This window comes from Bradyrhizobium yuanmingense (genome assembly GCF_029167105.1).
Taxonomy (GTDB): Bacteria; Pseudomonadota; Alphaproteobacteria; order Rhizobiales; family Xanthobacteraceae; genus Bradyrhizobium; species Bradyrhizobium yuanmingense_A.
Genome location: NZ_JARFML010000011.1, coordinates 95,663 through 111,474, shown reverse-complemented (window position 1 = coordinate 111,474; position 15,812 = coordinate 95,663). Strand labels below are relative to the sequence as shown.

Sequence of the window (15,812 nt, the reverse complement as noted above, 5' to 3'; positions counted from 1 at the left end):
CGGCGCGCGGTTGTGGGGTGACCAGCCGTGGTCGACGGTCTGGCAAGCACCGAACTGGCCGGAGTCGACGATCGTGCGGTGAGGAGGAGGTCAAGGTGCTCGTAACGTCGGATCGTGACGAGCCGGCCAGCGCCACAACCAGCGCAGGGCCGCACCTGCGGCCATCTTCGGTGAGCATGGCGGCCAATCGCCAGACCGCCGCCGGCAATAAGCGAATCTTTGCTGAATCGCGGCGCGCACTTCGTCCCCAGCTTCAGGGAACATGGGCCCAATCCAGTCGTTGCTCCCGCTCCATGGAGGAAAGTTCATGCCCAAGACATCACTTGCCGAGATCGCGAAGGATATGGCCGGCATCGACATCGCCATTCTCTCGACGCACACCGAGAACGGCGAGATTGCCAACCGTCCCATGAGCAACAACGGCGACGTCGCCTACGACGGCACCTCGTACTACTTCACCTACGAACAGGCGCGGACGGTATCGGATATCCAACGAAATCCAAAGGTAGCGCTGGGATTCTCCTCGGAAGCTGGCCTTTTCTCCAAAGGAATTTATGTCGCCGTTGAAGGGACTGCCGAACTGATCAGGGACAAGGTCGCCTTCCAGCAGCACTGGACGAGCGATCTCGACAAGTGGTTCGATCAGGGCATCGATACGCCAGGCATCGTTCTGATCAAGGTGAGAGCCAAACGCGTGACCTATTGGAAGGGCCGCGAAGAAGGCGAGATAAAGCCCTGACAGCCCGCGGCTTGCGGCGCCTGTTTGATTGGTTCTTCCGTAACCGCGAAACCGGCGCGATCACCATCGCTCAGTGGCCCAACCTTGTTCTTTGGGCCGTGATCGTCGCGGGAGCTCTGCTTTGGATATGGCCGTCCGCTGGCAAGGCCAGCCTCGGCTTGACGATCATCGTGAAAGGCGGGCTCATCATCTGGGGCGCCGACGAGATCATCCGCGGCGTGAACCCCTGGCGGCGCTGTCTGGGCGCCGCCGTGATTGTTTATCTGGTTGTGACCCTCCTGCCCTGACGGCGGGATGTTATAATGGTCGGTGTCTCTCGCCTGCGCACGTCATCCCTGGCCCGCCGGCGGCACGACGTAAAGCGTCAGCGCGAACACCGCATAGATGAAGATCATCAGCGCGCCGACGAACCAGGCCGAGCGTCCGCTGGCGGTGATGAAGGCCGACGTCACCGTCGCGATCATCATCATGGTGACGGCCCCCGGCCAGAACTGCAGGTCCATCGGCTTCGGCCCCACGACATAGCTGAGCAGCACCAAAGCGGGTGCGACGAACAGCGCGATCTGCGAGGCGCTGCCGAGCGCGATGCTGACGGCCATGTCGAGCCGGTCCTTGCGGGCCGCGGCGAAGGCCACCGCGAATTCGGCGGCGGCGCCGACCAGCGAGACGACGATGAAGCCGACGAAGGCCGGACTCATTCCGAAGGTTTCCGCCGCCTTCTGCACCGATTCCACGAAGATCTCGCTGACCAGCGCGACCAGCACGGTGACGATCAGCAGCGTGCCGACGGCTGTTCCGATCGGCCAATGCGCCTCCTTGTCGTCGTGACCGTGATCGGCGCTTGCGAACAATTCCTTGTGCGTTCGCAGCGAGAACAACAGGCCGAGCCCATAAGCTGTGATGAGCAGGACCGAAATGCCGAGGCTGAGCCTGTTGAGGATGCCCCCGCCCTGCGGCAGGTGGTCGAGATCGGCGACCGCCGACGGCGCAAGCAGGGCGACGGTCGCCATCAGCAGCAGGCCGGACGAAAGCCGCGCACCGGCGCGGTTGTATTCCTGCACGTGATAGCGCAGGCCGCCGAGCAGCAGGCAGGCGCCCAGCATGAACACCGCGTTGGTGACGATCGCGCCCGCGATCGAGGCCTTCACCAGCATGTACTGGCCGGCCCGCAGTGCCGTGATGGCGATGATCAACTCGGTCAGATTACCGAGCGTTGCATTGAGCAATCCGCCCACGGCATCGCCGGTCTTCGCGGCGACCGCCTCGGTGGCGTGGCTGAGCAGCGCCGCCAGCGGCACGATGGCGAGCACCGCGAGCACGAACAGCAGGGTATGGGAATGCGGCACCACCGCCTCGGCCACCAGCACGATGGGCACGAAGGCCAACATCCAGAGCAAAGGGGTATTCCGGATTTCCCTGAGCAGAGTCTGCATGCAGCCGCCCCTCCATCGATGCGCTGATGGAAACTCGGGCGGCCGCGCGGGCGGAGTGTTGATCTGCCTCAACGTAGGCGTGGTGGAAACGGCGAGCAGGCGCGCATGCGGCCTGCTGCCGGCCGATCCCTGGCACGTTGGAATCCTGCCAGTGTTTTGCCCGACGTGTCAATTTGATCGCGACCGCGGCCGCCGTTGCGACCCGGCGGGAAAATGCCTTGTCGATCAAAGGGCCTCCTACTGTGCATGGGGTTGTTTTTCGAATTTCGTTTTGGCCTCGCCCTGCACTCGCAGCGCCGCCGCATCGCCTGACCTTCGCGCATACACAGCATGCAAGCTTGCGCCTGTGGAAGCCGGCGCCGCCGTAGTACATGCCGAACGTCCCGCCGCCGGAGCAGCGCGCCAACGAAAATGACGATCACGTTACCTGCCGCCGCGGGCGAGCCCGACCAACCCATCGCCGACGGCCTGCCGGCCGCGCAGCGGCGCTGGGCGGTCGCGGCGATCTTCACTGCGCTCGCAATGGCCTCGCTCGACACCGCGATCGCCAACATCGCCCTGCCCGCCATCGCAGCCGACCTGCACGTCACGCCGGAGCAGTCGGTCTGGGTCGTCAACGTCTACCAGATCGCGCTGGTGGCAACGCTCTTGCCGCTCGGAGCGCTCGGCGAGATCGTCGGACACCAGCGCATCTATCTCGGCGGCCTGATCCTGTTCACGATCGCCTCGCTGTTCTGCGCGGTGGCCTGGTCGCTCGACAGCCTGTTGCTGGCGCGCACGCTGCAAGGGTTGGGAGCAAGCGGGATCATGAGCGTCAACACGGCGCTGGTGCGTTTCGTCTATCCCGGCCGCATGCTCGGCCGCGGCTTCGGTCACAACGCGCTGGTGGTCGCGACCGCCTTCACCTTCGGGCCCTCGATCGCTTCCGCCATCCTCGCGCTCGGACCGTGGCCGTGGCTGTTCGCCGTCAATATCCCATTCGGCCTCATCGCCATCGGCATCGGCTTTGCCATGCTGCCGAAGACCCCGCGCGCCGATCACGACTTCGACTTAGCCGGCGCGATCCTGGCCACCGCCTGCCTCGGCCTGTTCATCACCGGCATCGGCAGCGCCGCGCACAATCTGTCGCCAATCGTCGTGGGCATCGAGCTGGTCACCGCCCTCGTGCTTGGCGTGATCCTGACCCGCCGCCACGCCGACCATCCCGCACCGATGCTGCCGATCGACCTGTTCGCCAGTCCGATGTTCGCGCTGTCGGCGGCAACGGCGGTGTGCTCCTTCGCGGTCCAGGGCCTCGCCTTCGTCTCGCTGCCGTTCTATTTCGAGGGCGTGCTCGGCCGCTCGCAGGTCGAGACCGGCTTCTTCATGACGCCCTGGCCGCTCGTGGTCGGCATCATGGCGCCGATCGCGGGCCGCCTCTCCGACCGCCATGCCGTCGGCCTGCTCGGCGGCATCGGGCTCGTGCTGCTCGGTCTCGGCATGGCGCTGCTGGCGACGCTGCCGGCCAATCCCGCCATTGCCGACATCATCTGGCGGATGGTGATCTGCGGCATGGGCTTCGGCTTCTTCCAGGCGCCGAACATGAAGGCGGTGATGGCAAGCGCGCCGCCGCATCGCAGCGGCAGCGCCTCCGGCATCGTCGCCACCGCGCGCCTGACCGGGCAGACGACCGGCGCGGCGCTCGCCGCCGCCTGCTTCGCACTCGCTGGCCACGAGGGCGCGACGCTGGCGCTGGCGCTCGGCGCGGGCTTTGCCGCGCTCGGCAGCGTGATGAGCTTCCTGCGGCTCGCGGTGAAGTAAGCCGTCAGGCCGCCGTCACGCCGACGGCCACCGGAGCGACGGCCTCGTTGTCCAGCGCGGCCAGGCGCTGGTCGATCGCCGCGATGACCTTGCGGGAGTACGGGCCGAGATGTGCATAGGCCGCGATCATCTGCACGGCGATGCGCGCCGATGACGTGTCGCGCTTGGCGCAGTTCATGAAGGTCTGCCAGAGCGGCCCCCGCGCCTCGGGAAGCGCGGACACCACCTTGTGCACGGTCTCCATGGCTCCGAGCTTGGATCGGATATCGCCTTCGGCAAGCTCGGAACGCTGCCTGGACCGGTCGAGCAGCGTCATCAGGCGGTCGACACGTGCGGCATAGGCCGCCGGGCTGTAGATGTGTTCCAGCACCCGCTTGTAGTCCGTCAGGATGTCGCGCAACGGGCGGACCGGATCGAAATTGATGCCCGCCGTGCACTGATCGGCGCCAATCGTCGGCGCCACGTCGTGCCCGGAATGCAGCCGGCCTTCGCGCTCCAGCCGGCGCGTGAGCTGCGTGTTGGGCAAGGCATAGAGCAGGCCGACCATGGCGACGGGGATTGCCGCCTCTTCGATGAAGTCGATCATCGCCTCCGCCATCGAGACCTTCTCGTTGTCGAAGCCAACGATGAAGCCCGCGGTGACGAGCATGCCGGCGGCGTAGATCTTGTGGATGCTCTCTGCGATGTTGCGCCGCGTGTTCTGCTTCTTGCGCATCGCGACCAGCGTCGCCGGGTCCGGACTTTCGATGCCGACGAAGATGCCGAAGAAATTGGCCGCACCCATCAGCTCCAACAGCTCCGGGTCGTCGGCGAGATTGACCGAGGCTTCCGTGGAGAATTCGAACGGATAGCCGTGCGTGCGCTGCCATTCGGCAAGCTTCGGCAGAAATTGCCGCAGCGACTTCTTGTTGCCGATGAAATTGTCGTCGACGAAATCGAGATGGCCGCGATAGCCCATCTTGTAGAGCGTCTCGAGCTCGACGAACATCTGCTCGATCGTCTTGGTCCGCGGCACGCGCCCGTAGAGCTCGATGATGTCGCAGAATTCGCAGGTGAACGGACAGCCGCGCGAATATTGCACACCGAGATAGAGATAGTCCTCGAACCTGAGCAGGTCGAAACGCGGCACCGGCGTCTTGGTGACGTCGGCCTGGAACTTCGGTGCGGTGAAGAGGCCGGAACGCGCGCCGCTCTCCCAGGCCGCGATGAATTCGTTCATGACGCTCTCGGCCTCGCCGAGCACCCGGAAGTCGGCCCGCTCATAGATGTGGGGGCTCGAGGTGGGATCAGGACCGCCGACCACGACCGGCTTGCCGGCCGCGCGGCAGAGCTCGATCAGACGCAACGTGTCGGCCTGCTGGGGCAACATTCCGCCGGTGAAGACGACGTCGGCCCAGGCGAGATCCTCCTCGCCGAAGGCTGCCGTGTTGCAATCGATCAGCCGGACGGTCCAGCTCTCGGGCAGCATCGCGGCGACGGTGATCAGGCCCAGGGGGGCGGCCGGGCGCTTGACGCCCATCACTTTGCAGGATTCGCCGAAGGTCCAGAAGGACTCTGCCGAGAACAGCGGGTAGAGCATCAGTACGTTGCAGGGACTCGGCACGTTCATGGAACTCCTTTTGCGTCGGCGCAGTGTACCAAAGCGCCCGCGACTTGCACCCCGGCAATAGGGACAAACTGTCGCCGCTGGGCAAGCGGCGCGGGGACCTGGAACCGGCATTCACAGCCGGACGTCGCCTCAAGCCGCGGATTGGCGCCCTCGGAACAAGGCGCCAACCCGAATCGATGGCGAAGGGATGGGCCAAAACGGCGTCCCGGTCCATACCCCAGAGCGGGGGCCATGCGCCCGGCCGCGCTCGGTTTGTTGATTTGAACTTCGGACTGTTGATTTGAACCGTTCCAGTTTGCCGCACACATTGCGCCCCTGAGTTCAATCGGTGGATTGGGCCAATCAGGGGACTTGCGATGGCAAACCTAACAATCAACGGAAAACCCTTCACGCTCGACGTCGAGCCGGATACGCCGCTGCTCTGGGCGATCCGCGAGAATGCCGGTCTGACCGGCACCAAATACGGTTGCGGCATTGCACAATGCGGTGCCTGCACGGTTCACCTCGACGGCGTTGCGATGCGCTCCTGCGGCATCTCGGTCAGCGAGGCCGAGGGCAAGCAGATCACCACCATCGAGGGGCTCGCCTCGGGCAAAACGCTGCACAAGGTGCAGGAGGCCTGGATCGCCCAGGACGTGCCGCAATGCGGCTATTGCCAGAGCGGCATGATCATGGCGGTGGCCGCGCTCTTGAACGAGAAGCCGAAGCCGACCGACGCCGACATCGACGAGGCCATCACGAATATCTGCCGCTGCGGCACCTTCCAGCAGGTGCGCGAGGCGATCCACACGATCGCGAGCGCGTAAGGAAATCCCCACATGAACAAGCATATATCGCCGCGGCTCAACCGCCGCGCCTTCGTCATCGGCACCGCTGCGGTCGGTGCCGGCCTTGCCATCGGCCTCGACCTGCCCTTCGGCGGCCCCGCCGTGGTCCGCGCCGCCGACGGCTCGCCGGAGATCGGCGCCTGGGTCGTGGTCAGGCCCGACGACACCGTGGTGATCCGTATCGCCCGCTCGGAGATGGGTCAGGGCTCGCTGACCGGCCTCGCCCAGCTCGTTGCCGAGGAGCTCGAATGCGACTGGACCAAGGTCACGACCGAATATCCGACCCCCGGCCAGAGCGTCGCCCGCAAGCGCGTCTGGGGTGATTTCTCAACCGGCGGCAGCCGCGGCATCCGCTCCTCGCAGGACTATGTCCGCAAGGGCGGCGCCACCGCGCGCGTGATGCTGATCCAGGCCGCAGCCGACGCGTGGAAAGTGCCGGCGTCCGAATGCAGGGCCGCGAACAGCGTCATCACCCATACGCCCTCGGGCCGGACCACGACCTACGGCAAGGTCGCCGAGGCCGCGGCGAAACTGACGCCGCCGGCGGACGTCAAGCTGAAGGATCCGAAGGACTGGAAGCTGATCGGCAAGGGCGTCAATCGGCTCGACACCGCCGACAAGACCACCGGCGCGATGATCTACGGCGTCGACGTCAAGCTGCCGGGCATGCTGAACGCTGCGATCAAGGACTGCCCCGTGTTCGGCGGCAAGCTGAAGAGCTTTGACGAAGCCAAGATCGCCAACATGAAAGGCGTCAAGAAGGTCGTCAAGGTCGGCGATACCGCGGTCGCGGTCGTCGCCGACACCTGGTGGCACGCCAAGACCGCGCTGGAGGCGCTGCCGATCGTCTGGGACGAAGGCGACAACGCAAAAGTCTCCAGCGAGTCGATCGCGAAGTGGCTGGCCGAGGGCCTCGACAATGCGCAGCCGGCCTATGTCGGCAACAAGAACGGCGACGCGAAGGCCGCGATTGCCGGCGCCGCCAAGAAGGTCGAGGCCGTCTACTCCTATCCCTACCAGAACCACGCCACGATGGAGCCGATGAACGCCACCGCGCTCTACACGGCCGACAAATGCGAGGTCTGGTGCGGCACGCAGAACGGCGAGGCGGCGTTTGCAGCGGTGCTGGAAGCGTCCGGCCTGCCGGCCGAGAAGTGCGACGTGCACAAGGTGATGCCAGGCGGCGGCTTCGGCCGTCGCGGCCAGACCGACTATGTCCGCCAGGCGGTCATGATCGCCAAACAGATGGCGGGCACGCCGATCAAGCTGCTGTGGTCGCGCGAAGAGGACATGGCGCACGGCAGGTATCACCCGATCACCCAGTGCAAGATGACTGGCGCGTTCGATGCCAACAACAACCTGATCGCGCTGCACTACCGCCTGTCCGGGCAATCGATCCTGTTCTCGCTCCGCCCCGAAGCGTTGCAGAACGGCATGGATCCCGCGGCATTCCAGGGCGTCGCCCAATCTGGCGAAGCCGCATTCGGCTATTCGGTGCCGAACCTTCTGGTCGAGCATGCGATGCGCAACCCGCACGTCCCGCCCGGCTTCTGGCGCGGCGTCAATGTCAACCACAACGCGATCTACATGGAATGCTTCATGGACGAGCTCGCCCATGCCGCAGGCCAGGACCCGCTCGAATTCCGCCGCAAGCTGATGGGCAACCACCCCAAGCACCTCGCGGTACTCAATGCGGTTGCCGAGAAGATCGGTTGGAACACGCCGGCGCCGCAAGGCGTCTATCGCGGCATCGCGCAGGTGATGGGCTATGGCAGCTATGTCGCCGGCGCCGCCGAGATCTCGGTGACAGAGGGCAGCAAGATCAAGGTGCATCGCATCGTCGCCTCCACCGATCCGGGCTACGTCGTCAATCCGGCGCAAGTGGAACGGCAGGTCGCCGGCTCCTTCGTCTATGGCCTCTCCGCGCTGTTCTACGGCGGCTGCACGGTGAAGGACGGCAAGATCGAGCAGACCAACTTCGATACCTACAATTCGATGCGCATCAACGAGATGCCGAAGGTGGAGACGGTGATGGTGCCGAGCGGCGGGTTCTGGGGCGGCGTCGGCGAGCCGACCATCGGCATCGCGGCGCCGGCGGTGCTGAACGCGTATTTCGCCGCGACCGGCAAGCGCATCCGCCATGTGCCGCTGCGCGACCAGAACATCACCTTAGCGTAAAGCATGATCCGGAGAAGTGTGGAGCGGTTGTCCGAAAAGATCATGCTCAAACGTCAAATCGCGGCGGCCGTATCGGCCGCCGCAGCATTTTCCGGACAGGTCTCATGACTGCGCCGGTGACGCGGCGGAATGTCGCCCTCGGCATCGCCGTCGCGGCTACATCGCTCGCCGCCCCTTCGATCCTGCGCGCGCAATCGGCGGGCCGCATCGTCGTGGTCGGCGGCGGCTTTGGCGGCGCCGCTTGCGCCCGCGCGCTCAAGCGCGCCGATGCTAAATTGCAGGTCACCCTGATCGATCCGAACAAGACCTACATCTCCTGTCCCTTCAGCAACGAGGTGATCGCGGGCCTTCGCGAGATCGAGGCGCAGCAGTTCGGCTATGACAAACTTGTCGCCGAGGGCATCAGCATCGTCGCCCAGGCTGCGACGGGCATCGACACGCAAACGCGTCGTGTGACAACGGGCGATGACACCCCGTTCGGCTATGACCGCCTCGTGCTTTCGCCCGGCATCGACTTCCACCTCGAGGCCCTGCCCGGCTACGACGGTGCTGCGCCGGAGACGATGCCGCACGGCTGGAAGGCTGGCGCGCAAACGCTTTTGCTGCGCCGGCAATTGGAGGCGATGGCGGACGGCGGCACGGTCGCCATTGCAATCCCGGCCAATCCTTCCAGGTGCCCGCCAGCGCCCTACGAGCGTGCGAGCCTGATCGCGCATTATCTGAAGTCGAGAAAGCCGCGCTCGAAAGTTCTGATCCTCGATGCCAAGGACGCGTTCTCGCAGCAGCGGCTGTTCGAGAAGGCGTGGAAGGAGCTCTATGGCGACATGATCGAGCGCGTCGCACTGTCGCAAGGCGGCCGCGTCACCTCGGTCGATCCGACCACGCAAACCATCGTCACGGAGTTCGGCAACTACACGCCTGATGTCGCCAATGTCATCCCGCCGCAACGCGCGGGGCGCATCGCCGCCATCGCGGGCGCTGCGGACGCGACGGGCTGGTGCCCGATCGATCCCGTCACGTTCGAGTCGAAACTCGTTCCGAACGTCCACGTCATTGGCGATGCCTGCCTCGGCGGCGGCATTCCAAAATCGGCAGCCGCTGCGAGCGCGCAAGGCAAGGCCTGTGCTGGCGCGATCGTAAATCTCCTTGCCGGCCGCGCGCCGGACACGCCACGCCTGACCGGCGTCTGTTACAACGTCGTCGCGCCCGGTTACGGCTTCTCGCTGGCCGGCAATTACGAGCCCAGGGGCGACATCTTCGCCGAGGTCGAGGGCGGCGCCACAAGCCCGGTCGACGCGCCGCGCGAATTACGCGCCCGCGAGGCCGCGGAGGCGGAGCGCTGGTTTGAAACCATCACGGCGGACACCTTTGGCTAGAGCAATGATCCATATCGCAGTGCTGATCTCTGCCAGCCTCGCCTGCAGCGCGAGCGCGGACGAGCTCGTGCCCTACACAATCGTCGGCGACGGCATTGCAGTCTCGCTCACAGGCTCATCCGGCGATGCCGCGCGCGGACGCGCGCTGGTGCTCGCACGCACGACGACCTGTATCCTCTGCCATTCCGGCCCATTTCCGGAAACGCGGTTCCAGGGCGACCTCGCGCCTGATCTTGCCGGTGCCGGGAACCGGTGGTCCGCGAGCCAGTTGCGGCTTCGACTGGTCGATGCCTCGCGCTTCAATCCGGACACCATCATGCCGTCCTATTATCGCAACGACGGCCTCGTCCGCGTCGGACGCAACTTCGCCGGCAAGCCGATCCTGTCGGCTGCGGAGATCGAGGACATCGTGGCCTTTCTTGCAACGCTTCGGGACTAGGTTCATGCCGACCACGCGACGACAATTCCTGAACCTTGCCGGAGGCATGACAGTCGCCGGCACGGTCCCGATCGTGACGCTGCGGCCGCTTCAAGCAACGCCGGCGATGCTCAACGCTGCGATCCGTAACGTGGTAGGCGAAGCCCAGCTTCGCAGCGGCAGGATCAGGCTCGACATTCCGCCGCTGGTCGAGAACGGCAACACGGTGCCGATGACGGTCAGCGTTGCAAGCCCGATGACGGCGGACGACCACGTCAAGAGCATCCACGTCTTCAACGAGAAGAACCCGCAGCCGAACATCGGCAATTTCTATCTTGGTCCATCCGCCGGCCGAGCCCAGGTCTCGACCCGGATCCGGCTCGCCGATACCCAGAAGGTGGTCGCGATCGCGCGCCTGTCCGACGACACGTTCTGGCAGGTTGCCGCCGATGTCGTCGTGACGCTGGCGGCCTGCACCGAGGAGATGAACTGATGGCCGCCCTCATCAACGTTCCCTCGAAAGCCAGACGCGGCGATATCATCGAGATCCGCACGCTGACCTCGCACATCATGGAAACAGGATTCCGCCATACCGCGGACGGCAAGCTCGTGCCGCGCGACATCATCACGAGCTTCATCTGCCGCTACAACGGCGCCGAAATCTTTCGTGCCGACCTGTTTCCGGCGATCGCGGCGAACCCATATCTGTCGTTCTTCACGGTGGCCAAGGAGAGCGGCAAGTTCGAGTTCGAGTGGATTGGCGACAACGGCTATTCGTCCACCGCATCGGCATCGATCACGGTCGGATGATCTCTTGGCGCGCGATAGCGGCGGCGATATTGCTCGTCACGGCCCCCGCCCTGCTCGCCGGAGAGATCCCGTCCGATGCGCGCCGGTCCGGCTATGCCTTCATGGGTCCGGACACCCGCGCGATGCAGGATGACGACACCGCCAACCCCGGCATGCTGTTCGTGCTCGACGGCGAGCAGCTGTGGAAGAAGAAGACCGGCAGCGCCGACAGGGCATGCGCCGATTGTCATGGCGATGCGCGCACCAGCATGAAGGGCGTTGCCGCGCGCTATCCCGCTTTCGACAAGGACCTCGGCCGCCCCGTCACGCTCGACCAGCGCATCAATCTCTGCCGGGACAATCATCAGCAGGCGACGCCGCTACCTTACGAGAGCCGCGACCTGCTCGCATTGTCCGCCTTCGTCGGCCACCAGTCGCGTAGTAGTCCGATCACCGCCGGCGACGATCCGCAGCTCAAGCCGTTTGTCGACCAGGGCCGCGGCCTCTTCATGCAGCGCGAAGGCCAGCTCAACCTTGCCTGCACCAACTGCCATGACGACAATTTCGACAAGCGCCTCGCGGGCGCTCCGATCACGCAGGGACAGCCGACCGGCTATCCGCTGTATCGACTGGAATGGCAGACGCTGGGGTCGCTGGAGCGGCGGCTGCGCAGCTGCATGAGCGGCGTCCGCGCCCAGGCCTATGATTACGGCTCACCCGAGCTGGTTGCGCTCGAACTGTACCTGATGTCGCGGGCGCGCGGCCTGCCGATGGAAACGCCGGCGGTACGGCCTTGAAACAGAAGCGGCCGGGCGATCGCCCGGCCGCTTCCTCAAGTGAAAGCCGGGCCTACTCCGCCGGCGCGGCCGACATCTCCGGATGCGCGGCATAGTGCTCGCTGGCGCCGAGCTTGCTGGCGGCGAACAGGCCGGCGGCCATCACGGCGTAGGCCAGCGCGACCGCGGGGGTCACGCCAAAGCCGCCGCCGATGCCGACGGCCTCGCCATGCATGAAGCCGAAATAGGTCAGGATCGCGCCGACCAGCGCAAAGGCGGAGGCCTTCTCGAAATCGCGCTCGATGATGAAGACACCGACGGCGCCGAGGATAAGGCCGCCGAGGATGGAGCCGCCGCCCATCACCTCGAGGCCGTGATAGAACACGCCTTGCTGCGGCAGCGCGGCAATCGCAGCCGTTTTGACTGCGTCGGCCTTGTCCGCCGCCATCCCGCCGACGGTTGCTGCCGCAGTCATGGTCGAGGCCAGCATCGTATCGATCTGGAGCTTGGCCCAGGCGGCAAGGTGCGGGGTCAGTGCCAATACGATCGCGGGCGCATGCTTGACCGGCGTGGTCTGGAACGCCTGCGCACCGATCAGCATGCCGATATAGAGCAGGATCGGCGAGATTGCGACGACGGGCACCAGCGCCAGCAGCACCGAGATGATGCCGAACCAGGACAACACCACCACCATGATGCCGGTCGCAGCCGAATAACCGATCCGGCCGCCCATCGCCTTCCAGCCGGGATGACCGATATAGACGGCGTTGATGAAGGGATTGCCCATCAGGCAGCCGATCAGGCTGACGACGCCGTCGGCGGTGAGCACCCGCGTGGTCGGATAGTCGTCGCCGGCCGCTTCCGCGCTCTCGACATTGTCCATGGCCTCGACGAGGTCATAGATCCCGAACGGAATGGCGGTGACCAGGATGATGCCGAGGAATTCAAAGCCGGAGAAGACGTAGCCAAACGCCGGGATCGGCACCGAGAAGCCGAAATTGGCGAAGGCCGCGCCGACACCCGCGATGCTCAGGCCGCCGAGGCCGAGCCCGAACAGGTTCGAGCCCCAGGCGATGATCATGCCGGCCGCGATGGCGACGAGGCCTGCGGGAATGCCGCGCCAGTATTTCACGCCGCCGAACCAGCTCACCAGGATGATGGCGAAGCAGACGAGACCGATCTGCGGCGTCATGTACATCTCTAACGCTGGCCGCATCGAGATGAAGGTGACGGAGACGCCCGCGAGCGTGCCCAGCAGCGCCGCGCGCGGCGTGATCTTGCGGATGAACGGCGCGATGAAGCCGCCAATCATCAGGATGAAGCTCTGGAAGAACACCCAGACGAGACCCGCCGACCAGCCCTTGAGCGGATCGCCGGTCTTGAGCGTGATCGGCAGCATGATCACGAAGGTCACGATGAACATGTGCGGCACGCTGACGCCCGACGGCAGCGCGCAGACGTCGTTGCGGCCGGTCTTCTGGGCGAGGCGATAGGCGAGATAGGCGTAATAGAAGGTGGAAAGACACATCATCAGCCCGAGCGCGGGCAGGATGCGGCCGAACACGAGGCTGTCGGGCATCTTCAGCACAAAGCGCAACAGGCCCGTGAGCACCAGCATGTTGACGAGGATGTTGGTGCCGAAGCCGAACAACGCGTTCCAGTCGCCCGACGTCCATAGCGCCGGCTTGAAGTCGGACTTGTTCAGATCAGAACTGCCGGCCGCCCCCGTCAATGTGCTCATGATAATACCCCCTATGTGGTCGAAACCTTCATTGCCTCCAGAACTGCGGCTGAATCCGCCACCCAGCCGAAGATGCCGCCCTGGGCCTTGATCATCTTCAGGCCCATCTCGTGAAACTCGGGGAAATAGGACGCGCAGCCGTCGGCGATGACGACGCAGCGATAGCCGCGGTCGTTGGCCTCGCGCACCGTGGTATTGACGCACACTTCCGTGGTGACGCCGCACACGAGCAAATTCTCGATGCCGTATTTCTCCAGGACCTCGCCGAGCTCGGTCGCGTAGAACGCCCCCTTGCCGGGCTTGTCGATCACGATTTCGCTGTCGAGCGGATAGAGCTCGGGAATGATGTCGTGGCCGGCCTCGCCGCGAATGAGGATGCGTCCCATCGGACCGGGATCGCCGATGCGAAGGCTCGGCGCGCCGCGCTCGATCTTTGCCGGCGGGGCGTCGGAGAGATCGGGCAGATGCCCCTCGCGCGTGTGAATGACCAGCATGCCGGTGTCGCGCGCCGCCGTCAGCACCGCGCCGATCGGCTTCACCGCGCGCGCGAGCTGGCTGACGTCGTTACCCAGCGTCTCGCCGAAACCGCCGGGCTCCATGAAGTCGCGCTGCATGTCGATGATGAGGAGTGCGGTGGCGGGCCAGTCGAGCGTGATCGGCTCAGGCTCGGCGCTGACGACGCCCCTTGTCGGCTTGGCTGAGTTCAACATGACGGCCCCGCGAGAACTCTCCTGAGCGGGAGTTCTGCAAGCGCCGTGCCATTGTGTACAATTGCGGTTGAGCGCGGGTAGCGAGGGAATTTGTTGTCTGGTCAGAAGGTTACGCCGGCGATCGACGCCTGCTTATTCCCTGTGCGACGGCTTCGCGGCGTGCATTTGCCCAACGGATAAGCGGCGGTCGCGCGCTCTCCGTTCGTCATTCCGGGGCGCGACGAAGTCGCAATTGCGCACCATAGCTCGACGCTTCGCGTCGCCCCGGAATGACGAGCGGAGTAAGTGGGCGAAACGTTCACGCTACCGCCCCGCCCCATACAGCCGCCGATGCTCTTCCTCATACGGGGCGTAGGACTCCTTCAGCGTTGCCGCGTTGAGCAGCATGGTTGCGACCATCGCGCCCGCTTTGTCGAACACGCGCGTCTTGACCCAGGCGCTTTCGGTGCGGCGACTGCCCGAGAGTGCGACCACTTCGCGCTCGATCTCGTACTCCTCGCCCTCGAAGAGCGGACCCTTCAGCAGGCGGATCTCCTGGTCGGCGAACAGGCCGACGGCCGGGCCCTTGGCCGGCAGCGGATCGTCCTTGGAGCGGTACTGGAACAGCACGCTCAGCATCTCCATCGGGATGATGGGCTTGCCCCACGGATTGTCCGCGCCCGAATAGTAGGGCGAGCTTTCGGTGATGACGGCGAGCTTCTGCCTCAGCGAGAACGGATAGAGGTCGCCCATGTTCTGGTCGAACGCCATGCGCACCGACTGCCGCTTGCCGGTCACACCGACTTGCACGTCGCGAAGGATCACCGGGTCGGCGAGCGGCTTGAGCTCGCCGAGGCGCGCCTCAAGCGCCGTCGCAACCGGCGAATCGCCGACCGATGCGGTGCCGCGCAGCACCTCGGTGCCGTCGCGCTTGACCATCTGGATCTGGCACTGGTGCGTGCCGGGCAATGGCTTTGCCAGGGTCGCCTGCACCTCTTCGCCCTCGTAACAGACGCTGCGGTAGTGCGCGGAAAGACAGCCTGTCTCGAACCAGGCGCGCCCCCACAGCCGTTCGCCGAGGGGAGCGAACTGGCTGAAATGCGTCGGGCCCTCGATGGTGCCGCCCTTGAAGCCGAGCTTCTGCGCGGTGGCGTCGTCATGGATCGAGGCGTGCGCGTCGTAGGTCTGCGCCTGCAGCATCTGGCGTGGCCGACGCCACGGCCCGATCAGGGCCTCGGCCGTCTCCGTGATCTCGGTGTCGAATGCGTTTGCAGTCATGAAGTCCTCCGCGCGCAAGCCATGACTAGCAGGAGCGCCACGGATGCGGCTAGCCGTATTGACTTCGCTGGCCCATCCTTTTGACTGTCACAATTCGCGTCGCGCAGCCGCGATCCCTCCCGCAGCGCAAACCTCCCGCCGAACGAAAGACGAGGGCTT

At 65.3% G+C, this 15,812-nt stretch carries 15 protein-coding genes; 10 read left to right on the top strand and 5 right to left on the bottom strand.

Annotated elements, in window-relative coordinates; translation table 11 throughout:
- The first annotated feature begins 307 nt into the window (after window positions 1-307).
- Both P0R31_RS16530 and P0R31_RS16525 read left to right on the top strand, forming a co-directional pair.
- On the top strand, window positions 308-739 hold the full coding sequence (locus P0R31_RS16530; protein WP_275514933.1) for a pyridoxamine 5'-phosphate oxidase family protein: 432 nt from the start codon (window positions 308-310) through the stop codon (window positions 737-739).
- A gap of 11 nt (window positions 740-750) precedes the next feature.
- Window positions 751-1,026 (top strand): hypothetical protein, encoded by a 276-nt coding sequence (locus tag P0R31_RS16525; RefSeq protein WP_275514932.1) that lies wholly within the window; start codon window positions 751-753, stop codon window positions 1,024-1,026.
- A gap of 42 nt (window positions 1,027-1,068) precedes the next feature.
- Here P0R31_RS16525 and cax read toward each other — a convergent pair whose 3' ends face one another.
- A complete protein-coding gene (cax, locus tag P0R31_RS16520; RefSeq protein WP_275514931.1) occupies window positions 1,069-2,172 on the bottom strand; it encodes a calcium/proton exchanger in 1,104 nt (367 codons plus the stop codon).
- A 411-nt stretch (window positions 2,173-2,583) separates the two neighbouring features.
- Between cax and P0R31_RS16515 the strand changes: the two genes are divergently transcribed.
- Window positions 2,584-3,972 (top strand): MFS transporter, encoded by a 1,389-nt coding sequence (locus P0R31_RS16515; RefSeq protein ID WP_275514930.1) that lies wholly within the window; start codon window positions 2,584-2,586, stop codon window positions 3,970-3,972.
- A gap of 4 nt (window positions 3,973-3,976) precedes the next feature.
- On the opposite strand, the gene P0R31_RS16510 is transcribed toward P0R31_RS16515, so the two are convergent.
- Window positions 3,977-5,581, bottom strand: coding sequence for a B12-binding domain-containing radical SAM protein (locus P0R31_RS16510; protein WP_275514929.1), 1,605 nt, complete (start codon window positions 5,579-5,581; stop codon window positions 3,977-3,979).
- A 356-nt stretch (window positions 5,582-5,937) separates the two neighbouring features.
- On the opposite strand from P0R31_RS16510, the gene P0R31_RS16505 reads away from it, so the two are divergent.
- The 7 genes from P0R31_RS16505 to soxA all read left to right on the top strand — a co-directional run bounded on the left by P0R31_RS16505 (window position 5,938) and on the right by soxA (window position 11,966).
- Window positions 5,938-6,387 carry a (2Fe-2S)-binding protein gene (locus P0R31_RS16505; RefSeq protein WP_275514928.1) on the top strand — a complete coding sequence of 150 codons (450 nt, stop codon included), beginning with the start codon at window positions 5,938-5,940 and terminating at the stop codon, window positions 6,385-6,387.
- Window positions 6,388-6,399: 12 nt separating this feature from the next.
- Window positions 6,400-8,586 (top strand): xanthine dehydrogenase family protein molybdopterin-binding subunit, encoded by a 2,187-nt coding sequence (locus P0R31_RS16500; RefSeq protein WP_275514927.1) that lies wholly within the window; start codon window positions 6,400-6,402, stop codon window positions 8,584-8,586.
- Window positions 8,587-8,690: 104 nt separating this feature from the next.
- Window positions 8,691-9,962 carry an NAD(P)/FAD-dependent oxidoreductase gene (locus P0R31_RS16495; RefSeq protein WP_275514926.1) on the top strand — a complete coding sequence of 424 codons (1,272 nt, stop codon included), beginning with the start codon at window positions 8,691-8,693 and terminating at the stop codon, window positions 9,960-9,962.
- Entirely contained in the window at window positions 9,955-10,401 is a 447-nt protein-coding gene (soxX, locus tag P0R31_RS16490; RefSeq protein WP_275514925.1) for a sulfur oxidation c-type cytochrome SoxX, read from the top strand. Before P0R31_RS16495 ends, soxX begins: the two co-directional genes overlap by 8 nt.
- Before the next feature lie 4 nt (window positions 10,402-10,405).
- On the top strand, window positions 10,406-10,873 hold the full coding sequence (locus P0R31_RS16485; protein WP_275514924.1) for a SoxY-related AACIE arm protein: 468 nt from the start codon (window positions 10,406-10,408) through the stop codon (window positions 10,871-10,873).
- Complete coding sequence (gene soxZ, locus P0R31_RS16480) at window positions 10,873-11,190, top strand: thiosulfate oxidation carrier complex protein SoxZ (protein WP_275514923.1); 318 nt, start codon at window positions 10,873-10,875, stop codon at window positions 11,188-11,190. The genes P0R31_RS16485 and soxZ overlap by 1 nt, the downstream gene beginning before the upstream one ends.
- Entirely contained in the window at window positions 11,187-11,966 is a 780-nt protein-coding gene (gene soxA / locus P0R31_RS16475) for a sulfur oxidation c-type cytochrome SoxA (RefSeq protein ID WP_275514922.1), read from the top strand. Before soxZ ends, soxA begins: the two co-directional genes overlap by 4 nt.
- A 52-nt stretch (window positions 11,967-12,018) precedes the next feature.
- On the opposite strand, the gene P0R31_RS16470 is transcribed toward soxA, so the two are convergent.
- From P0R31_RS16470 to P0R31_RS16460, 3 genes are all read right to left on the bottom strand, one after another.
- Window positions 12,019-13,686, bottom strand: a complete 1,668-nt coding sequence (locus P0R31_RS16470; RefSeq protein ID WP_275514921.1) for a regulator — start codon at window positions 13,684-13,686, stop codon at window positions 12,019-12,021.
- An 11-nt stretch (window positions 13,687-13,697) separates the two neighbouring features.
- Window positions 13,698-14,396, bottom strand: coding sequence for a cysteine hydrolase family protein (locus P0R31_RS16465; protein ID WP_275514920.1), 699 nt, complete (start codon window positions 14,394-14,396; stop codon window positions 13,698-13,700).
- Window positions 14,397-14,699: 303 nt separating this feature from the next.
- Window positions 14,700-15,653 (bottom strand): hypothetical protein, encoded by a 954-nt coding sequence (locus P0R31_RS16460; protein ID WP_275514919.1) that lies wholly within the window; start codon window positions 15,651-15,653, stop codon window positions 14,700-14,702.
- Between the last annotated feature and the right edge of the window lie 159 nt (window positions 15,654-15,812).